General features: G+C 56.8%; 17 protein-coding genes. 8 read left to right on the forward strand and 9 right to left on the reverse strand.

Annotated features, from left to right (window positions below):
- From AC1Z32_RS41385 to AC1Z32_RS41415, 7 genes are all read right to left on the reverse strand, one after another.
- Window positions 1–549 (reverse strand): ABC transporter ATP-binding protein (locus AC1Z32_RS41385; protein WP_483484652.1); only part of this gene is annotated, 549 nt, incomplete at its 3' end.
- 46 nt (window positions 550–595) lie between these two features.
- Window positions 596–2,185: a phytoene desaturase family protein gene (locus tag AC1Z32_RS41390; RefSeq protein WP_483484653.1), complete on the reverse strand. Its 1,590-nt coding sequence runs from the start codon at window positions 2,183–2,185 to the stop codon at window positions 596–598.
- A 4-nt stretch (window positions 2,186–2,189) separates the two neighbouring features.
- Window positions 2,190–3,845 (reverse strand): class I adenylate-forming enzyme family protein, encoded by a 1,656-nt coding sequence (locus tag AC1Z32_RS41395; RefSeq protein ID WP_483484654.1) that lies wholly within the window; start codon window positions 3,843–3,845, stop codon window positions 2,190–2,192.
- A gap of 6 nt (window positions 3,846–3,851) precedes the next feature.
- On the reverse strand, window positions 3,852–4,661 hold the full coding sequence (locus tag AC1Z32_RS41400; RefSeq protein WP_483484655.1) for an ABC transporter permease: 810 nt from the start codon (window positions 4,659–4,661) through the stop codon (window positions 3,852–3,854).
- Entirely contained in the window at window positions 4,661–5,503 is an 843-nt protein-coding gene (locus AC1Z32_RS41405) for an ABC transporter permease (RefSeq protein WP_483484656.1), read from the reverse strand. Before AC1Z32_RS41405 ends, AC1Z32_RS41400 begins: the two co-directional genes overlap by 1 nt.
- A 74-nt stretch (window positions 5,504–5,577) precedes the next feature.
- Entirely contained in the window at window positions 5,578–6,648 is a 1,071-nt protein-coding gene (locus tag AC1Z32_RS41410) for an extracellular solute-binding protein (protein WP_483484657.1), read from the reverse strand.
- Window positions 6,649–6,675: 27 nt separating this feature from the next.
- Complete coding sequence (locus AC1Z32_RS41415) at window positions 6,676–8,166, reverse strand: aldehyde dehydrogenase (RefSeq protein WP_483484658.1); 1,491 nt, start codon at window positions 8,164–8,166, stop codon at window positions 6,676–6,678.
- 115 nt (window positions 8,167–8,281) lie between these two features.
- Here AC1Z32_RS41415 and AC1Z32_RS41420 point away from each other — a divergent pair, with 115 nt between their 5' ends.
- The gene (locus tag AC1Z32_RS41420; RefSeq protein WP_483484659.1) at window positions 8,282–9,181 is read left to right on the forward strand and encodes a LysR family transcriptional regulator; all 900 of its coding nucleotides are present in this window, start codon (window positions 8,282–8,284) and stop codon (window positions 9,179–9,181) included.
- Window positions 9,182–9,461: 280 nt separating this feature from the next.
- Here the strand turns inward: AC1Z32_RS41420 and AC1Z32_RS41425 are convergent, their stop codons facing one another.
- A complete protein-coding gene (locus AC1Z32_RS41425) occupies window positions 9,462–10,427 on the reverse strand; it encodes a LysR family transcriptional regulator (protein WP_483484660.1) in 966 nt (321 codons plus the stop codon).
- A 135-nt stretch (window positions 10,428–10,562) separates the two neighbouring features.
- Between AC1Z32_RS41425 and AC1Z32_RS41430 the strand changes: the two genes are divergently transcribed.
- Window positions 10,563–10,994: a hypothetical protein gene (locus AC1Z32_RS41430; protein ID WP_483484661.1), complete on the forward strand. Its 432-nt coding sequence runs from the start codon at window positions 10,563–10,565 to the stop codon at window positions 10,992–10,994.
- Between the two features lie 16 nt (window positions 10,995–11,010).
- A complete protein-coding gene (locus AC1Z32_RS41435) occupies window positions 11,011–12,366 on the forward strand; it encodes an NAD(P)/FAD-dependent oxidoreductase (RefSeq protein ID WP_483484662.1) in 1,356 nt (451 codons plus the stop codon).
- Window positions 12,367–12,558: 192 nt separating this feature from the next.
- Here AC1Z32_RS41435 and pdxR read toward each other — a convergent pair whose 3' ends face one another.
- Window positions 12,559–14,064 (reverse strand): MocR-like pyridoxine biosynthesis transcription factor PdxR, encoded by a 1,506-nt coding sequence (gene pdxR / locus AC1Z32_RS41440; RefSeq protein ID WP_483484663.1) that lies wholly within the window; start codon window positions 14,062–14,064, stop codon window positions 12,559–12,561.
- A gap of 607 nt (window positions 14,065–14,671) precedes the next feature.
- Here pdxR and AC1Z32_RS41445 point away from each other — a divergent pair.
- From AC1Z32_RS41445 to AC1Z32_RS41465, 5 genes are all read left to right on the forward strand, one after another.
- Window positions 14,672–15,190 carry an acyl-CoA thioesterase gene (locus tag AC1Z32_RS41445; protein WP_483484664.1) on the forward strand — a complete coding sequence of 173 codons (519 nt, stop codon included), beginning with the start codon at window positions 14,672–14,674 and terminating at the stop codon, window positions 15,188–15,190.
- Window positions 15,191–15,493: 303 nt separating this feature from the next.
- Window positions 15,494–16,606: an NAD(P)H-dependent flavin oxidoreductase gene (locus AC1Z32_RS41450; RefSeq protein ID WP_483484665.1), complete on the forward strand. Its 1,113-nt coding sequence runs from the start codon at window positions 15,494–15,496 to the stop codon at window positions 16,604–16,606.
- Between the two features lie 40 nt (window positions 16,607–16,646).
- The gene (locus tag AC1Z32_RS41455; RefSeq protein ID WP_483484666.1) at window positions 16,647–17,438 is read left to right on the forward strand and encodes an electron transfer flavoprotein subunit beta/FixA family protein; all 792 of its coding nucleotides are present in this window, start codon (window positions 16,647–16,649) and stop codon (window positions 17,436–17,438) included.
- Window positions 17,438–18,430, forward strand: a complete 993-nt coding sequence (locus AC1Z32_RS41460; RefSeq protein WP_483484667.1) for an electron transfer flavoprotein subunit alpha/FixB family protein — start codon at window positions 17,438–17,440, stop codon at window positions 18,428–18,430. Before AC1Z32_RS41455 ends, AC1Z32_RS41460 begins: the two co-directional genes overlap by 1 nt.
- Window positions 18,423–19,892 (forward strand): FAD-dependent oxidoreductase, encoded by a 1,470-nt coding sequence (locus AC1Z32_RS41465; RefSeq protein ID WP_483484668.1) that lies wholly within the window; start codon window positions 18,423–18,425, stop codon window positions 19,890–19,892. Before AC1Z32_RS41460 ends, AC1Z32_RS41465 begins: the two co-directional genes overlap by 8 nt.
- The last annotated feature ends 39 nt before the right edge of the window (window positions 19,893–19,931 follow it).

Consider the following 19,931-nt stretch of genomic DNA (forward strand, 5'->3'; position numbering starts at 1 on the left):
GATTCCGAGTTCGGCGTGCAGTTGCTTGATTTCGAACTGCATCTGCTCCCGAAGCTTTTTATCCAGTGCTCCGAGCGGCTCATCCATGAGAATGAGCGTCGGGCTATAGACGATGCAGCGGGCCAAGGAGACGCGCTGCTGCTGCCCGCCCGAGAGCTCTTTTGGCTTCCGCTTCTCTACGTTCGACAGGCGCACCAGTTTCAGTACATCGCTCACCCGTTGCCGGATTTCGCGTTCCGGCATATTGCGCACGCGCAGTGGGAACGCAATATTGTCGAAGACCGTCATATGCGGCATCAACGCATAATTCTGGAATACCATCCCCAAGCCGCGCTCGCCGGGCCGCATGTTGGCCGCATCCTTGCCATCAATCAGTACCGTTCCTCCGGAAGGCTTCAACAAACCGGACACGATGTTCAGCAAGGTTGTCTTTCCCGAGCCGCTCGGTCCGAGCAGCGTGAGGAACTCCCCTTTCTGAACTTTCAGATTGATTTTGGAAAGTACCTGGACTTCTCCGTACTTCTTGTAGACATCAATAAATTCAATCATGGCCTTCATCCATTGAACTTTGGCATTCTCACGTCGGGCGGATGACTCAGGAAAGGAAGTCGCTGATTACCTTCGCGGCGTTGTGACCAGGCACCCCGGTCACTCCGCCACCCGGATGAGTGGAAGCGCCACACATGAACAGGCCACGTATTGGCGTACGGTAGTCAGCGTAGTGCTTGATTGGTCTCTTGAAGAAGACTTGGTCGGCGCTGAGTTCGCCGTGGTGAACATGCCCGCCCGGCAGCGTGAAGAGCCGCTCTAAATCTGGTGGGACTAGGATTTGCCTATGCAAAATCAGTTCACGAATGTTTGGAGCGTGCCTCTCGAGCGTCGCTATCGTGCATTCGTAGAGCGCGTCCCGGTCAGCGTCCGTCCACTCCCCAGTAGCAAGCCTGTAAGGCGCGTGGGACCCGAAAATACTCATCACGTGATGATTCGGCGGTGCCAACGTCGGGTCCAAAGCCGAGGGCGTCAGCACGGCCAAGCAGGGATTCTTCGCGAATTCGCCATATTTCGAGCCGTCGAAGGACCGCTCGATGTAGTCGATGTCCGTTCCAACCTTCACCAGTGCAGGATAGGCAAAGCCCATACGCGCGGGGTCGAAATTGCGAAACTTCGGCAAACCACTCAGAGCGAGATGAACCTTGTAGGCCGTCGAACGGTCTCGAATTCGCTGGACCTCCTTGAGGAAGTCCTTCGAAAGGTTTTCTTCGGGGATGAGATTCTGAAACAGCAGTTTGGCCGGAAGGTTACTCACCACGGCTTTCCCCTCGAAAGTTCGACCGTCGACCAGCCGTACTCCTGATGCGCGACCGTTCTCGACCATGACTTCCGCCACTTCGGCATTGCAGTGCGCGACGAGGCCATGCTCGCGACCGTCCTTGAGAATCGCCTGAGTGATGCTCCCCATCCCGCCCTTGATGACACCGCTTCCTCCCGCTGACGTCGAGTTGTCGCGCAGGAATCCGCGCAGCATGATGTAGGCGGAACCCGGTGTTTTCATGCTGGTGTTCCCACCAGCTGCAGAAGCATAGAAACCCAAAACAGTCTTCACATCGTCCGATTCAAACCATCGGCTGAGAAAGTCGTAGGCGCTGAGCGTCATCAGGTCGTACACGTCGTAGACCCTTTCCAGCATCGCCTTGTTCTTCCATCCGAACGCCGCGAGTTGGAAAGCCCCCTTAAAACTAGCGAGGCTAGGGTCGATGGGGGTCTGCCACAGCAGTTCGCCCACCACCGTTGCGACTCCCTTCATGAAGTCGACGTAGTCCGGGTAGGCCTGCGCATCCGATTGTGAAAAGCGTGCAATCTCCTCCCTTATGCGGCTCGTCTCCGGCCAGAGCGTGAAAGCACGGTCTCTGGATAGAGGCTGGAAGGTAGGGGTAAGAGGGATGACCTCAAGGCCGTGCCGCTTCAGCTCCAAGTCGAGGATGACCTTCGGCTGAAGAAGCGCCATCAGATACGAGGCGGTCGACACTTTGAAACCGGGCCAAAGTTCCTCCGTAACGACGGCACCGCCGACCTGAGACTTGCGCTCGAGCACGCAAACTCGCTTGCCTTCTCTGGCCAAATATGCGCCGCACACAAGCCCGTTGTGGCCACCGCCGACGACAACGACGTCGAACTCTTCACTCATGCCTTCATCTCCCCGTCGCACTCTTAATCCAGAGGTCTTCGACTCTGTCATAGGTCATCTCGGTCACGTCGGCGGCTCGCTCGCGAAGTTCTGCCTTCGCAATTTTCAGTGATGCCGTCTTCGGGAGCGATTCGACAAACGAGTAGTACCTCGGGACTTTAAACTTTGCGAGATTCTCCGTGCACCCGTGAATAATGCTCGATATTGTCTCCATCGTAGGCTCAACGTCTGCCGCCAAGACAATAAAGGCCTTGACCTCCTCCCCACGAATGGCGTCGGGCACGGGAACCGCAGCCGACTCCGATACCTCGCGGATTCCATTGAGAACCGCTTCGACCTCACGCGCGGCAATGTTCTCCGCACTTCGTCGAATCATATCTTTGTACCGACCCTGGATGTAGAAATAGCCGCGCTCGTCCTGTCGGAACGCGTCGCCACTTCGGAACCAGTCGCCAACGAACGAAGCCTTGGTTGCCTCCTCGTTCTTATAGTAGCCAAGCATGATGCCGCGACCGCGGATACAAAGCTCCCCTATCTCCCCCGGTTTCACTGGATTACCGCTCTCGTCAACCACGACACACTCCCGGAATGGCGACGGCACGCCACAGGAGCCAGAGCCAACCATGTCCACCGCCTCGATAGGCATGAACATCGCAGGACCCACCTCGGTCATCCCGAATGCTTCGCGTGCGACCAAGTCAAAACGCTCTTCAATCTTCGCATGCAACTCTCGAGGCACGCCGTAGACATTCGCGCGAACGAGCTCATTCTCGGCGTCGTCAGGATGCTCTTCCTGTTTGTACACAAGGTAGGGAAAGAGGCAGAAGTTGATGTCGTATTCGCGGACCCAAGTCATGAAGCGAGATGCGCTTTGCTTGTTCGCCACGAACAGCGTCCCCCGCTGGAACATCGTCATGACCAGCATCCACTGCGGGTCCATGTAGTAAAACGGAGTCGGTGCGAGGATATTTGAGTATGAGCGGCCATCTCGGAACGCGTTCGCCTTCCCGCTCACGAGCCAATACTCTTGCGTCAGCATGCATCCCTTCGGAAACCCGGTCGTACCTGAGGTGTACTGAATGTTAAGTAAGTTCGAATGGTTGACGGCAGCAGTCTGCAGTTGTGTTGGTTCTGCTTGAACGAGTTCCTCCCAGTCTCGGTAGGCGCCAGTCTTGGAGCCTTTTAGAAAAATCTTGGAACTGTCAATATTCACGGCCCCATCGGCGAGGGACGTTTCGAGGCGCTCGATGACCGATTCATGCGCAACAATGAACTCAGCATCGCTATTGGTAAGAACGTACGTGAATTCCCGCGGCATGTAGTTGATGTTCACTGGAATCATCACGGCGCCGAGTGTCGCAAGCGCCAGCCACGTCAAGGGCATCGCCGGAATGTTCGGCATGAGCACGGCGACGTGTGTTCCTCTACCGACGCCGCTCGCCTGCAGTCCACACGCAATTCGTTCGACCCGTTCGAGGAAGTCTCGATATGTAATGGTCTCGCCAAGTTCGAAGAAGTTGCAGAGAACGCGGTCGCCGCATTCTGCGGCCGCGTCCCTAAGGACCGCATGCAGGTTGGAAGGAAGCGGCTCACTTTCAATCTTGCGACGGCGCACGTCGACAGGAGGAACCGGAGTAGAGATTGTTCTAAGGTAAGCCATTTTTTATCAAGCGTTGGGATTTGCTTCTCTGATTGCTAGGATGACCAGGCAGATTCCGAGCGACGCGAGCGTCAGAATCGTGGAAATTGCGGTCAGAACTGGAGATACCTCCCAGCGGATGGCGCTGTACATCTTCACTGGAAGCGTCGTGGTCTCTGGTCCAGTGATGAAGTACGCAACAACAACCTCGTCGAATGACATCAGAAAAGCAAAAAGCAGCCCGACGAAAATCGAGGGTTTGAGTTGCGGCACGACAACTTGGAAGAACGTTCTCGTTCGGCTAGCGCCCATCAGCAACGCCACCGATTCGAGCGTCGGATTGGTCTGCCGCATGCCAGCACCAATTGAGATGAACATGAACGGCATGACCAGCGTGCTATGTGTAAGCACCAATCCAAGCGTCGAATTATCGAGGCGGACACTCGAAAAGAAGATGTATACACCTAGCCCCAACGATATGACTGGGATGAGCATCGGAGCCACAAACATCATCTGGACGACCTTCGAACCCTTGAAGTTCGTTCGATTGAGCGCATACGCAGCGGGCAACGTCACGGTAAGCGCGAGCGTCGAGGTGAGAAATGCGACCCATATGCTCTGCACCGCTGGGCCCCACCATTCTCGATTCGTGAAGAACTGCTCATAGAGGTCGAAGCTGAAATGCCTCGGTGGAAAGACTAGCTCACCAGGCCCATTCACCGATTGGACCATAACGATGATAATAGGGCCAAGAAGGAACGCCAGACCGGCCACGGCGACAGCTGTTGGAACGAAGGTCGTAAGGAAACGCCATCCGGGTTGGACGTAACTATTCATCAAGCTGTCTCCCGTTGCAGCGCTTCGTCCTTTTGAACTCTGAGGAGCAAAAGAATCAGGACCATCGATGCGACTAGAAGAATCATTGCAATCGCCGATGCGCCTTGCCAATCAAGTATCTGTCGCGTGTAGAGGTCGATTAAGTTCGCCATCATCAGGTCCTTTCTGCCCCCGAGTAGTGCCGGAGTGACGAACATTCCCATGGCCAGTGTCATCGTCATGAGCGCCGACGCGAACACTCCAGGCATGCTCAGCGGCAACGTAACCTTGAGGAAGATTCGAACCGGGCCGGCATTCATGAGTTCGGCGACCCGTTTGAGTAAGGGGTCAATTCCCAAGAGGCTCGCGAGAATTGGAAAGACTGCGAACGGCAACAGATAATTGACCATCCCAATGATGACGCCCGCTCTGTTGAAAATCATTGACAGCCGTGCTCCATCACCAAATAGAGCGATGAGGAGCCGGTTCACGATGCCGCTGTCACCAAGAACGATGGTGAGTGCAAAGCTTTTAACGAGCACACTCGTCCAAAGCGGCAACATAACGCAAGTAATCAAAGCTATCCGCTTCCGTCCTGACGCTCTTGCGATTAAAGCGGCCAAACAGTATCCGACGGCGACACTAATCAACGTAGCGACAAGGGCAATCCATGCTGAAGTGCGGAGCACCTGCATGAACAAGTCCGTTTCGAACAGGCCTCTGTATGCGTTAAGGGTAAAACCTTCGTTGTATGAACTTTTCCAAGCTACGACTGCCAGCGGATAAAAGAAGAACACCATAAGCAAGAGACAAGCGGGAAGCAAGAGCGCGATGGAGTATCGCCGGTCGAGCGAGTTCGTCATAGGATATCGAACCTCGAAACACTTTTAGATGAGCTGCCCAAGAGAATCGAGGACAGCTTGCTCGACTGCATATCTCAGGTGAGCATCCAAGCGGTGAAACGCTTTTGAAGGGTCTCGAAGTGGTCCGCCCACCACGCATCATTGATGATGATGTTGTTAGGGTTGTTCATGTCCGGAAGATACTTCTTGGTCGCATCGACCACCATCGGCTGCGCCTTCTTGTTGTTCGGCGAGAAGAACATGCGATTGGAGAATTCTGCTTGGCGGTCAGGGCGAAGTACGAACGCCAGATACTTCATAGCAGCTTCGCGATTCTTTGAGTATTTCGGCACAGCGAGGTACTCGATGGCATTCACCGTCTGCGCCAGTGAAATGTTGATGGAATTCCCGGCTTGCATCGATGGAACAACACGGGTGACGAAGGTGTAGGAGAAGTCCGCCTCGTTGTTGAGCACAATCGAGATGGTCTCCGGCGTCGTTTCGGTCCACTTCCGCACGCTGGTTTTGATTTTCTCGAGCGAACGGAAGGCGCGGTCGACGTCCAGCGGATAAAGCTTTGAGGGCTCCACACCGTCAGCAACCAGCGCGATTTCAAGCATCTCGCTGACCCGCGGCCGCAGTGCGCGGCGCCCTGGAAAACGCTGGAGGTCCCAAAACTCTTTGAAGTTTTGCGGGTATTTGCCTGCAGGGAAGCGCTTCGGGTCGTAGGCGATGCCGGCAGCAAAGAGAAAGGTACCGACGTAGTCCGCACCGCCCGGCACCAACAGGTCAGACGTGTTCACGATGCTCTTGTCGAGAGGCTCCCATATACCGTCCTTCGAACCAGAAAGAATGTGGGGGCCGATACTGTCGAACACATCCCAAGAAACATTCTTGTTCTGCACCTGTACCTTCATCTTGGTGAGGTCGGCATTGTTGACGATGTTCACGCCAATGCCGGTCTCCTTTGTGAAGGGCTCAGCGAAACACGCGCGCACGTTCTTCTCGTAGTCACCACCCCAACAGGTGACGGTAATCGACTGAGCGGCGCGAGTTGTCGGAACGTATCCGAGGACCGCTCCGGCAGAGAGGGCCGCTCCTGCCTTCATAAAGTGACGCCGTGATGCGCCGGCCTTGACGGTCTCGTTAAGCGTTTTGCTTTTCATAGGTCATTCTCCGCGAGGGAAATGGACTCAGTGGGCAATCCAAATTGACTTCCAGTCCGTGTACTTGTCGAATGCATGAAGCGACTTGTCGCGTCCGAACCCAGATTGCTTGAACCCGCCGAATGGCGCGGCCATGCTTCCGCGGTCGAAGCAGTTCACCCAAACCACGCCAGCTCGCAACATACGCGACGCATGTAGGGCACTCTTGACGTTGTCAGTCCAGACGCCGGCAGCGAGACCGTAGCTCGTGTTGTTAGCAACTGAGATAGCTTCATCTAGACCATTCACTTCAATCGCCGACAGCACGGGACCGAAGATTTCCTCTTGAGCGATGCGCATACTTGGCGCGACATTGGAGAAGACTGTCGGAGACATGAAGTAGCCACCGGTCTCTTCCAGAGCGCGTTCGCCTCCAGCAAGCAGTTTTGCGCCTTCGGCTTTGCCCGCCTGAACATACGAGGTCACTACATCAAGCTGCTTCTGGCTGACGATTGCGCCGAGGCGCGTCTCCGGATTAAGCGGGTCCCCGGGTCGAAGGTTTGCCGCATGCACGACTACTCGTTCGAGAAGCGCTTGCGAGATGCTCTTATCGACAATCAGTCTCGAGCCGGCATTACAAACTTGCCCGGCGTTAGCGAAGATGCCCGCTGCCACCGACCGTGCGGCCGAATCAAGGTCATGGCAATCGGCCAGGACGATGTGGGGACTCTTGCCACCACATTCGAGACCAACGCGCTTGATGTTCGACTGTCCGGCGTACTGCATGAACAGCTTGCCCACGGCGGTTGACCCAGTGAAGGCCACGGCGTCAACGTCCATGTGAAGACCGAGGGCTTTTCCCGCCGTCTCGCCGAATCCAGGTAGCACGTTGAGTACGCCCTTCGGAATCCCCGCCTCGGTCGCCAGGGCGGCGATTCGGATGGCAGTTAGCGGTGACTGCTCTGCGGGTTTCAGAATCACCGAGTTCCCGGTTGCGAGCGCCGGCCCGAGCTTCCAACACGCCATGGATAGCGGGTAGTTCCACGGTACGACGGCCGCGACCACGCCCAGCGCCTCCCGTATGACCATCGTCGTCATCTCATGACCTGACGGGGCGACCTCGCCGTACACCTTGTCGATGGCCTCCGCATACCATTGGATGGTCGCTGCCGAACTCACCATGTCGCCATTGAACGCGTTGGTAATGGGTTTGCCAACGTTCAATGACTCAAGCAGTGCCAGTTCTTCGCGATGCTCGAGTATCAGCGCAGAGAAGCGTTGAAGCACCTTCTTCCGCTCGAGTGGATTAGCGCGTGACCAATCACCGGCTTCGAACGCACGCCGCCCGGACTTAACTGCTCTGTCGACGTCGGCGGCGTCACATGATGCAACTGTGGCAATCGCTCGACCTGTTGCCGGATTGAGGCACTCGAATGTCTGTCCGGAAATCGCATCAACGTACTGTCCGTCGATGTATGCGCGAGCTTCAATTCGAAGGTTCTGTGCGCGTTCACGCCAGTTAATTTGTTCGGTTGTCACGTGTCGGTCCCGGTCGTGTGGAAGGGTTCGATGCAGTCTAGGGTTGCAAAACTATGACGTCTAATTGTATTTTGGACGGGTAGAACAAACTTTTTTCTATAGGCGGGTAAACCCTATGCTCAGCATTCGCCACCTTGCAGCGGTTCGAGCCGTCCTCCGAACCGGCTCGATCTCGGGCGCAGCGCGCGCGCTGTGCTTGACGCAACCCGCTGTCACGAAATCCATCCAAATGGCAGAGGACGAACTCGGCGTGGAGCTCTTTACGCGATTGAAGGGGCGGCTTATCCCGACCGAGGAGTCGAGGTTCCTCTATGCTGAGATTGAGAGGATTTTCGGAGACATGGACAACCTCCAAAACTTAGCGGCGGAGGTGCGGCAGGGTCATGCTGGGCGCATTGTCCTCTCAACAGTTTCCAATCTTTCCGCAACGCTCGTGGCGCGAGCCATAACCAATTTTCGACAGCGACACCCCGCGGTTCGTTTCGACCTAGAGGTGCACAGCACGAAGCTGGTGCTCGAAACCGTGCGCATTGGACAGGTCGCTTTAGGAGTGCTCGACCTTGCACCCGAGATTGCCGGGCTTGAACACTTTGACCTCTGCACGACAGAAATCGGATGCGTTATGCGCCGAGACCATCCTTTAGCAACTGCGCAACTCGTCACGCCCGCTATGTTGCGAGACGAGTTGCTCTTAACGTTTCCAGATGACACACGGATAAATACGCTAGTTCGGGAGGCCTTTCGTCATGCCCAAGTCGGGTTCCGAGTGGGAGTCACCGCAAATCACTCATACTCGGCTTGCTGTCTTGTCTCGCAAGGTAACGGAATCGCGTTGATTGACCCGTTTCATATTGCGTCGGGCATCTTCCCCGACCTGGTAATGAGATCCTTTGCTCCGGCCATCTACCTCCGTCCAACGGCTGTAGTCGCCGAGGGCCGGCCGTTATCTAAAATCGCGCGTGAGTTTGTCGACGAACTGAGGACGGTCGCAAGGAGTCTGCCTCTAGAGGGTTAGCACCCGCCGCTCTGCGTAACGAGGCAAAAGCGTTCGACGTGATGAAGTGCGCGGCCGCACAAAAGGCACTCAATCCGACGAAAGCACAGACCCTAAGAGAATGTGACCCGAGCGGAGACGATGGAAATCTTTCTAGTACTCAAATCCGGACTGGCTTCGTGGATGTTCGAATCTGACGTCGGTACCAGTTATAAAGTCGCGGTGTGGGCATTCCGCTGGAGTGTCCGCAACGATGTATTCCATCCGCCGCGACTCAATGATCTACCTTGCTGAATCGCATTTACCGCGCGCTTGGTGTTTTGTAGCGCGCAGTCACCTTGCTACGTTGTTTCAATGACGTGACATCGTCTCCTCTGTCTCCTGCTTGAATTAAGAACTCGCGAAACGCATTTGCAACCTGGGGCAGGCGCCGCTCGGACATGTGCACGACGTACCAAGCCCGCTCGATCGGTGTAGAGGGTATAGGAAGAGTTGAAAGAAGTCCCGCATGCATCTCCAGCGCGCATGCGTGCAGCGAAAGAAATGCCACGCCGAGGCCCGCTTCGACGAGTTGCTTGATCGCTTCGTTGCTATAAAGTTCGGAAGCCGCGTGCAACTTCAGGCCGGCGTCCTTAAAGAGTGCCTCAATCGTCACCCGCGTGCCCGAGCCGCGTTCACGCACAAGGAGATTCGCCGCTTCCAAGTCAGTCAGTTCCAGTCGCTTTTTCTGCATGAGCGGATGGGACGGAGCAGCGACGAACGCCATAGGATGCTTCGCGAATGCTGACGCACTTGTGCGAAGCTCGCGCGGTTGTTGACCCATGATCGCGAGATCAATCTCGTTCGCCGCAAGCATGCGCACGATGTCGTCTCGATTTCCGATGCGGAACTGCAACTTCACGCCCGGCCTGTCCTTCGTGAATCTGACGAGCAGCGGGGGCACGAGATATTCTGCCGTTGTAATGGCGCCGATGCGCAGCGTGCCGCCCAGCTCACCTCGCAGCGCCCCAACTTCCTCGCCGGCCTCGTTCCACAGGCTCAGGATCTCATTAGCGTAGCGTGCCATCACCTCGCCTGCGGCGGTGAGCTGCACCGCACGCCCCACGCGGCGCATAAGGGGCGTCCCTGCTGCTTCGCTCAAAAGTGAAATCTGCAACGACACAGCCGGCTGGGTTAGATGCAGTTCCTCGGCTGCACCGGAAATGCTGCCCACGCGCGCGACAGTCTGCAACGTCCGCAACTGCCGAAAAGTCGTCGTCTTTAGCATTAGTAGAAACTTATGGGTCGGTGATAAATACTAAATTGTTCAAATTCGTACCCGACGGTATCTTTTTAAGACGAGTTGGTCAAGCGTCGTTCCGGCTCGCTTCGACAATGCTTTCAACGATTTGGAGATTTGAAGATGACTATCGATGCGATCGTGGCAGACATGGACACTGTATGGACGCGCTCGGGCTCGCAGGAGAAACCGACCGTGAAACGCGCACAGGATGCGGCGCTCAAGCGCTTTCTGAAAAACGCGCGGGACGACGGCTACCCGCTTCTGTTGGTGAGTAAGCTTAATGCAGCGAGGTTGAACGACGCCATCAGCGAAACGCTCGGCGAGGACGGCATTACATACTTCTCTTCGATCCTGTCTGCGAGCGAATCCGGGTCGCGCTACGCAGTGGCGCTTCATACGCTGGAGGCGCCCGCGCACCGCGTTGTCGCCGTTGGAGCCGACGAATGCGGACTTGAAGAGGCACGGAGCTCAGGCATCACCCAGTGCGTGCCGTTGAGCGACGCGTTGCGTCGCGGCGCCGCGCAGTTCGATCACGCCTTTTCATCTGACTGAAGCGTCCGAGGAAGCTATGACGTTGAACCGTTACGTGCGACACCATGTTGATACGCCGCACCGTATTGTGGTTGTTGGCGGCGGCGCCGCAGGACTGGAACTAGTCACGCGCCTAGGCAATGAGGTCGGCAAGCGGCGCCGTGCGGAAGTGGTCCTTGTTGACCGTCTTCCGACACACTTCTGGAAGCCACTGCTGCACGAAGTCGCCGCTGGGCAAATTGACGCATCGAGCCATCAGATCGACTATGCATCGCACGCGAAATGGAATCACTTTCGCTTCGAGCAGGGCGCACTCTCGGGCATCGATCGCAGACGCCGTGAGATTATCATTGACGAGACCATCGATAGAGAAGGCCGGTCCCTGCTGCCGCGCAGAACCCTCGCCTTTGACACCCTCGTGCTCGCGCTCGGCAGCGTTACGAACTTTTTCTCAATTCCTGGGGCGAAGCAGCACGCGCTGACGCTGGAGACCGTGGAACAGGCGGAAACATTCAGGCGGCGTTTGCTGTCGAGCCTGCTACGCTCCGGCCATGCAGGCCTCGCCGCACATGATGCCAGCAAGAAGTCGGTTTCCGTGACGGTGATCGGCGGTGGCGCGACCGGGGTCGAACTGGCGGCCGCGCTCCGCGGTTCTGCGGAGATGGTGCGCGACTATCATCTGGCCTCGCTCGATCCGGCCAACGATATCCGCATCCGTCTTCTGGAAGGCGCGCCGCGCCTGTTGCCCGCGCTGCCGGAGCGTATCTCGCAGCGAGCTCAGGATGTTCTCGCGGGGCTCGGTGTTGAACTGCGGCTGGGTTGTCGGGTGAAGTCGGTGGATGCCGGGGCGGTGACCACCGCCAATGGTGAAAAGCTCGCCAGCGACATTACCATCTGGGCAGCCGGCGTGGAGGGACCGGCCGTGTTGCGTGAGCTCGAAGGCCTGCCGCTGAACGGGCTGGGTCAAGTTGTTGTCGACGGGCGCTTGCAGATCAGTGCCGACTCGGGCGTCTACGCGATGGGCGACTGCGCGGCGTGTCCCGCGGCGAGCGATGGCGACGCATTTGTTCCACCGCGCGCGCAAGCTGCCTTCCAGCAGGCCGTCTATCTCGCCGACGCACTCGGGCGTCGTCTCGACAGCCGCACCGTGCCGCTCTTCGAATATCGCGATCAGGGTACGCTGGTCTCGTTCGGACGCGCCGGTGCGTCTGGGGCTCTGATGAGCGAACTGCTTAGCCGGCCTTTGTTCATCGATGGATGGGTAGCAACGACTTGCTACAAGCATCTTTACCGCCGACACATTATGGGTCTGACCGGTCTCAAGCGCGCGGCCATGTATGCGGTGAGTCAGTGGCTACGAGAAAGGGTGCGTCCTTCAGTAAGGCTCAGCTGATCTCCAACGACAAAGCCGATGACCAACAGCGGTGGAACTGGCGCAGCAGGCTTTTCAAATTTGTGCTTCGTGGACCGTCTACCATGCAGGTTGTCAGGGCGGAAGTAGGCGGTCCATAGAACTCCATGCCCTGACGCAGCGCCGCTTTCCCTGCTCCCTCACCAATCTAATCTCGCAACGGACAAAGGTCGGTCAATCTGCAACGCGTTGCAAGAACCGGTCGATGACATCTGCTAGTCTGCCGAACGCTGGCGCGATTTCATCGTCCGGCACACACGCGTATCCGATGAGCAAGCCAGACTGCGCGTCTGATCTATGCGCGTAATAGCTCGACAGCGGTCGCACTACAATTTCCTCTGCGAGCGCAGCGCTGGCAAGGGCGAAATCGTCAACATATCCGGGCAGCTTTAGCACGAGATGTAGCCCTGCGTCGCCGCCCGCAATCGTGAGCGTGTCGCCGTAACGCCGAGCAATAGTCTCGAGCATGACGTCGTGTCTCTGACCGTAAAGCGTGCGCATACGTCTAATGTGAGTAGTGAAATGCCCCTGTTCGATGAACTCCGCGAGCACAGCCTGTTGCAGTAACTGCCCCTCGCGATAGAGCTCGGCGCTCGCGATAGCAAAGCTCTCTGCGAGCGCTTCGGGAACGACCATATAGCCGATGCGCAGTCCCGGAAACAACGTCTTACCGAAGCTGCCGACATAGATCACTTGACCATTCGCATCCATGCCTTGCAGAGATGCAAGTGGGCGACTGCTGTAGCGAAACTCGCTGTCATAATCGTCCTCGATAACCCAGCAGCGATGTTGGCGCGCATATTCGAGCAACATGCGACGACGCGCGAGACTCATCACCATGCCAAGCGGATATTGATGCGACGGTGTTACCAGTATCAGCTTCGGCGGCGAAGACAGATCGGCGGATGTGGGCGCGATGCCCTCTCCGTCGACAGGAACTGCTTTTAAGTTGAGGCCGGACACCTGCATAACGCTGCGCACGCCCCAATAGCAAGGATCCTCAGTCCAGATTGTGTCGCCAGGATCCGCGAGCAGGCGAGCGGCGAGGTCGATCGACTGATGAATGCCGGTCGTCACGATGATCTGTCTCGGTGTACAGCGCACGGAGCGCGAAGTGCGGAGATACTCCGCCAGCGCGTGCCGCAAGCTCAGATGCCCCCCTCCCGGCGCGTAGGTCAAAAGCTCGGGCAAAGCCCTACGCCAGTATTTGGCATACAAGCGATTCCATACACGGGACGGGAAGCGCGACACGTCCGGCACGCCAGGCATGAATGCGCCGCCCTGGCGCTTAGAAAAGCCTGCACCCTCAATAAGCTGTGCACCGCGTGCGGAGAGCGTCGATTGGGTGTCGGAGGGCACCGGCGTGGCGGCTGGGACCGGTGCGTCGTCGAGGAGGATTTCATCGTGCGCATTATCCGCAACGAAGGTGCCGCGACCAGTGGCTGACGATACGTAACCTTCAAGCGCGAGCTGTTCGTAGACCTGGGTCACCGTGTTTCGACCGACGCCCAATTCGGCTGCGAGCAGCCGCGACGACGGCACCTTTGCGCCCGCTGTCAGTTCACGTGTGAGGATCGCCTGCTGCAGGAGCCGGTGCAATTGCCGATAGATCGGCTGGCCGTTGCCGCGATCAATTCGCTGCGCCAGCCAATCCGAGAGCACACTTGCGCGGTTCGACATCACATTTGCCAGAAGATAATTGGGATGGCGCGGTCTTAATAGTCAGTCTCCCTTGGCTCACCGCAAAAATCTTCTGGATGTAGTCGCCCGCACGGCTCCCTCAGGTATGCCGCTTTGCATCGCGATCCCCGTTGAAGCCAGTTCTCTCAGCGCAGTCGCACCATTTTCAAGAAGCGCTAACAGCGGGGCCGAATTGAAAGAAGCTCCGCATGGAGCATCACACAGAAAAAAGGAACGCCGAGCGGATGAGAACCCAACGTCCCAAACACTCCACCGGTCGGAAGAAAGCGCTGCGCCGAATTGTCCTGAAAGACAACTCACGCGAAGTTGATGCCTCGCATCACAGCGCCAACCTCAGGGGTACGGGAATACAACCTGATCAGAAAAACAACTGCTAAACATACCTAATGGTCACGCTGGCCAAGATCAATGGTTCGACGCTTGCCACCTGGCACAATCACTGCCTCATTGCAAAAGACATCGTAAGTGAATTATACTCACCAGTCAGATTATATGTCTAGTAGGTACTTTCCCGTCTGTTAAACGTGGCTCTCGCGAAGACATGTGTGACGAAGGTTTCTTTTGATTCAATAGATGGAGTACCGCGATGGTTGACCCCGCCCCAGATATTCTGCGTCCCTTCCTGCGCCTCACCGTACTGCCGCACTGGACGGATCTCTACGGACATATGACCGCGTTCCGATACGTCGAGTTGATGGACGGAGCAGGCTATCAACTGTGGGACCAGTATGGCATTGGGGCCGATTACACTCGCTCGACCAACTGTGGGTTCTTCGTTGTTGAATCGAATGTCCGCTACTATCAGGAAACGAAAAGCGGCGACCAGTTAGAGCTCAACATGCGGCTCTTGGACGGCGACAACAAGCGAATACTGATGCTCCATGAGATGTGTCGGCTCCCTGATCGGCAGCTTATCTCGACGCTTGAGCAGATCGCCGTTCATGCAAGTCTTCAATCCCGGCGGTCAATCGGGATGAACGCTGTACTACGAGAATCGCTCAGTAAGTCGATTGAGCGGGATGCCATGATCCCATTGCCCGAACGTTATCAGCGTCGGCTGTCGTTTCCTCCGCGAACACAGGGCATTTCACGGCGAACTGAGTGAGTCTTTCAAATCCTCTGACATGCGGCCGCTTACTATCAGACGATCGCCAGACACCCCGTTGACTTGCTCCCTCACATCTTGCCTGCGAAAAAACCTTCGACACACCACAACTTTGATGCATACTGACTGCTGAGTCTAAAAAAGCGTCTTCTCCGTATCCATGTGTACCTAAGTTCGCTAAGCGCCTCTACTCCAGCCTCGATCTAGGCAGCGTCGACGCTAAATCGGGGTCGCGCTAAAGTGACCTGCATTCAACGCGGAGAGCGACGTCCTACAACCTTTGCTGAAAGGAGACGCGTTGCGATGATGCGCACTGCAGTAACGGAAATGCTCGGAATCGAAGTACCAATCTTCGCCTTCTCTCACTGCCGGGATGTGGTTGTTGAGGCGTCCAAGGCAGGAGGCATGGGTGTGCTCGGCGCCGCATGGATGACCCCAGAGGAACTCGAGATTTCGTTGAACTGGATCGACGAACACATTGATGGGAAACCATATGGGGTGGATGTCGTATTCCCGGGCAGTTTCGCAGCGCTCGATGACGGGCGCGACCCCGAACAGATCCTGCCCGCAGAGCATCGTCAATTCGTCCAAAACCTTTTTGACAATGCAGGGATTGCTCGGCTTACAGTGGACGACGCGCGCGAGTTCGGGAAAGAACACGCTCAAAAGATGATGATGACGCCGCGCGACAGTGAGCGGTCTCTGGAAATTGCCCTGCGCCATCCTGTCAAATTCGTGGTCGGCGCTATGGGTGTGGCGCCCGGCCATGTCATTGATCTCATTCACTCGAAGGGCATCAAAGTGGGTGCCTTGGTGGGCTCAGTTGAGCACGCGAGGAAGCAACAAGCTGCTGGAGTTGACGTTATCATCGGGCAGGGAAGCGAAGCAGGTGGGCATGTGGGCTCCGTCTCTTCGATGGTTCTTTGGCCGCAACTAGTTGACGCGGTAGCTCCGCTGCCCGTTCTCGCCGCCGGAGGGATAGGACGTGGCAAGCAATTTTTAGCAGCGATGGCTCTAGGCGCTGCCGGCGCATGGTGCGGTTCGATATGGCTTGGAACGAGGGAGAGCGAACTCGACGACCATATGAAGGAACGACTCTTCTCTGCAAAGTCCACAGATGCAGTGGTTAGCAAAGCTTTGACTGGCAAGTCATGCCGCATCCTTAAGAGCGCGTACACAGATAGCTGGGAACGCGCGGATAGCCCTAAACCCCTCCAATTTCCGCTCCAGTCGATACTGGCGGGTGAGCCGATGCGTCGCGCCGAGCGCTCTAACAGAATGGATTTTTGGACCTATGCGGTGGGCCAGATTGTCGGTGATATCGGATCGCAAACGTCCGTTCGCCAAGTCTTCGCTGAAATGCTAAGCGAATGCGTCGATAGTATGGAGCACCTGCAATCGTTGTTCGCGGAATAAGCAGAACGACGCCCTCTCTCGATCAAGGCTTCGAAAAGTCATGCATATCCTAGTGACGCTCAAGCAGGTTCACGATCCAAACATCCCAGTCGATCGACTTCACATCAGTGCCGACGGAAAGTCCCTCAACACACCTTCTGGCGTGAGCGAAGTAGCGAACGGCTACGACGTCAACGCAGTCGAGGAGGCGCTTCGGATCCGTGAGCGACTCGGCGGCACCGTTTCTGTGGTCAGCGTTGGCAGTCAAACATCTATCACGCACCTGCGCCGGGCGGTTGCTATGGGAGCGGACCATGCATACCACGTCTCCGGGCCGCAGGGCGTTGACTCTGATCCGGCGCTGGTCGCCGCGCTCCTTGCAGCGGTCGCAAAAAAGCTGCCTGTGGCGAACCTCATACTGTCCGGGCGCCAAGCGTCGGATTCTGACTCTGGACAGACTCACCTTCGGCTTGCTCACAGCCTGGGTTTGCCCGCGGTCTCACCGGTGGGGAACATTGAAGAAGTTACCGAAGCATTCGTTGTAGCGGATCGCATCACGGATAACGGCGTTCAGCGAGTTCGCGTAATGCTGCCCGCATTGCTCGGCGTGTCTAGTGAGCTCAACAAGCCCCGCTCCCCCTCGTTGAAAGGCGTAATGCAGTCGAAGAAAGTACAGATCTCAACATGGACCGCAGATGAGCTGCTTGAGGGACAAATCCAACCCAGTGTGGAACTCCTCAGGATTTTCTTTAGGGACGCGCCTGCGGTTCGAACAGATTGGGTCTCAGGAGTCGACGGTCGGTCCGCGGGTCGAGCCCTTGCGGATCGGCTCATCACCGAGGGAGTGATCTGATGGCTGGCGTATTATTTTTCGCGACGCTCGCCGAAGGACGATTGTCAGAGGGATCTCTCGGAATTGCCGCGGTCGCAAAAAAGCTCGCACAGGAAATGGGTGTCTCTCTGTATGGCGCCATTATCGGAGCAGGAGCGACTGACTGCGCTGCTGATCTATCGACTATCGGTGCGCCCGTCTTTTGCACCGACGACGCTAGCCTGGAACACTACGAAGCTGAAGTTTGGGTTGCGACCGCCGCGAAATTCATAGCGCAATGCAACGCTAACGTGGTCCTATTCCCAAGTACGGTTGAAACCAATGAATGGGTTTCAACCCTGTCATCACGTCTGAGCGCATCCCTGGTCACTGGCTGCTGCGAGCTAAGTTTCGCCGATGGGAGTTTGTCGGCCGTGAAAGCGATTAGCGGAGGAGCTGCGTTCGCGGAATTCCGCTTGGTTCGCAGCCTTAAGATGGTCACCCTCACGACGGATGCCCTCACGGCTGCATCGCAACCGACCGCGGTTGGTGAGGTGATTGCGATCGCTCTTCCTAATGCTCAATCATCTGTTACGGTTCTCTCTGAGATTCCAGATGCTGCGACCGACGGACCGTCGCTGAAGTCTGCACGCGTGATCGTGTCAGGTGGTTTGGGAGTCGGTGCAAAAGAAAAATGGAAGTCTGTCGAAGACGCCGCTCGCGTGTTGGGCGCGGCGCTCGGCGGAAGCCGTGCAGTAGTTGAGATGGGATGGCTTGCTCCATCGAAACAGATCGGCTTCAGCGGACTGAAGGTGGGCCCCGACGTGTACTTTGCAGTGGGGATCTCCGGCGCGGTGCATCATATGGCAGGAATCTCCTCTTCAACTACCATAGTGGCAATCAACAACGATCCCGAAGCGGCAATCTTCAGGTTTGCGCGGTACGGAGTTGTGGGCGATGTGCACGAGGTTCTACCTGCGTTTATAGAGCGTGTTAAAGAAATACGCGGAACTCTCGGGGCGGACAATGTCTGACAGAAAACGCTTGGTTGTCGTTGGCGCAGGCGCGGCCGGGTGCGCGGCGGCATTACAAGGCACCGCACTCGGTATGGACGTCACACTTATCGATGAGCATCCTCAGAGCGTCGGCCAAATGAGCCTGGACGCTCCGTATTTCTATGGAGGTCGTCTGCCATCAGTTCTAAACGACGAGAGTCTTATAGCAGAGCGCGTCCTAAGTTCTAATGAGTCGCTCTTCGCTTGCGTTGAAGAAGGGGTTGACGTCGTAACAGGAACCTGTGTTTGGGGAAGTTTCCTACCCGGTAGCAACAACGCTGGTCAACATAATAACGAGCTGGGCTTAAGCGACGGCGCGCGCACTCGGCTATTGACATACGACCGGTTGATTTTAGCCACAGGATCACGCGACCTTGTTCTTTCCTTTCCCGGTTGGCATCTTCCTGGCGTTATTGGCGCAAACGGTATGTCTGCACTTATGGAGCGATACGAAGCATTCGATGGGACGAGTATCGTCGTTGTGGGAAGCGGGAATCTGGGTCTGCGCACGGCTAAGCTAGCACTGGATCGGGGCCTGTCGGTACGGGCAATCCTAGAAGTCGAGCCGGAAATAAAAGGAGACGCGCGCCTCGCAGAAGAGTTAATCGTGGCGGGAGTGCCGTTCCTCAAGTCGACAACCATTGCGCAGGCCGTAGGCAGCTCGTCCGTTGAAGGGGTGGAGGTTGTCGACCTGGTCGACAGTGACAGGCGACACATTCTTGCCTGTGACACAATCTGCCTGGCCATCGGTATCGCCCCCAACATCGAGTTGTCAGCGCTCTCCGGTTGCAGCGTGATATTCGATGCGAAACGCGGAGGCTGGATTCCGGCGCTATCTAGCAACCTGCGGACGTCGATCCCCGATGTATATGTTGTAGGCGACGCCGCAGGTATCACTGAGGCGTCTTTGCTTGACGCTGAATTCGCGATTCAACAGGGAAGAGCTGCTGCGACGGCGGCGGCGTCCGACAATTGCAAGGAACCCGGCCACCTGGCGGACACGCCATCGGAACTCGCGGGCGCATTTTATCCTTCCAAGTGGCTAGAGTCGTTCCTCCGCGTGCAGGGCATCGACGTGAACATTTGCCAGTGCGAGGATGTCACGCGTCGCGAATTGATAGAGCTTTCGGCGCCACGATATTTAAACTCGTCACTCCAGGGCCCCGCACCAAGCCTCAGCACTCTTGGTGCAGAAAGCGCCCGCTCCCAAGACGTCGCAAAGCGCTTGACGCGAGTGGGCATGGGTCATTGTCAAGGTAAGCGATGCCGCGACCAATCGTTGATGCTCATTGCCAATGCGACGGGACGTCAATTGTCGATGATGTTGCCGGGGTCCTACCGATGCCCCGTTCGGCCAATATCGGTGAGTGCCTTCGCTGCCGACGACGAGAGCGAAGAGTTCAGAGCCCGTTGGCCGATCTGGCTTCACTCCACGCACTAAACGCTCCGTCTTGCCGCTGCGGATGCCCCTATAAATAAT

Source organism: Caballeronia sp. 11_S32 (genome assembly GCF_056930355.1).

Bases quoted from the DNA above. Each gene is read 5' to 3' on its own strand.
- AC1Z32_RS41390 (WP_483484653.1), bottom strand. From the start codon at position 2,185: ATGAGTGAAGAGTTCGACGTCGTTGTCGTCGGCGGTGGCCACAACGGG.
- AC1Z32_RS41395 (WP_483484654.1), bottom strand. From the start codon at position 3,845: ATGGCTTACCTTAGAACAATCTCTACTCCGGTTCCTCCTGTCGACGTG.
- AC1Z32_RS41400 (WP_483484655.1), bottom strand. From the start codon at position 4,661: ATGAATAGTTACGTCCAACCCGGATGGCGTTTCCTTACGACCTTCGTT.
- AC1Z32_RS41405 (WP_483484656.1), bottom strand. From the start codon at position 5,503: ATGACGAACTCGCTCGACCGGCGATACTCCATCGCGCTCTTGCTTCCC.
- AC1Z32_RS41410 (WP_483484657.1), bottom strand. From the start codon at position 6,648: ATGAAAAGCAAAACGCTTAACGAGACCGTCAAGGCCGGCGCATCACGG.
- AC1Z32_RS41420 (WP_483484659.1), top strand. From the start codon at position 8,282: ATGCTCAGCATTCGCCACCTTGCAGCGGTTCGAGCCGTCCTCCGAACC.
- AC1Z32_RS41425 (WP_483484660.1), bottom strand. From the start codon at position 10,427: ATGCTAAAGACGACGACTTTTCGGCAGTTGCGGACGTTGCAGACTGTC.
- AC1Z32_RS41430 (WP_483484661.1), top strand. From the start codon at position 10,563: ATGACTATCGATGCGATCGTGGCAGACATGGACACTGTATGGACGCGC.
- AC1Z32_RS41435 (WP_483484662.1), top strand. From the start codon at position 11,011: ATGACGTTGAACCGTTACGTGCGACACCATGTTGATACGCCGCACCGT.
- pdxR (WP_483484663.1), bottom strand. From the start codon at position 14,064: ATGTCGAACCGCGCAAGTGTGCTCTCGGATTGGCTGGCGCAGCGAATT.
- AC1Z32_RS41445 (WP_483484664.1), top strand. From the start codon at position 14,672: ATGGTTGACCCCGCCCCAGATATTCTGCGTCCCTTCCTGCGCCTCACC.
- AC1Z32_RS41450 (WP_483484665.1), top strand. From the start codon at position 15,494: ATGATGCGCACTGCAGTAACGGAAATGCTCGGAATCGAAGTACCAATC.
- AC1Z32_RS41455 (WP_483484666.1), top strand. From the start codon at position 16,647: ATGCATATCCTAGTGACGCTCAAGCAGGTTCACGATCCAAACATCCCA.
- AC1Z32_RS41460 (WP_483484667.1), top strand. From the start codon at position 17,438: ATGGCTGGCGTATTATTTTTCGCGACGCTCGCCGAAGGACGATTGTCA.
- AC1Z32_RS41465 (WP_483484668.1), top strand. From the start codon at position 18,423: ATGTCTGACAGAAAACGCTTGGTTGTCGTTGGCGCAGGCGCGGCCGGG.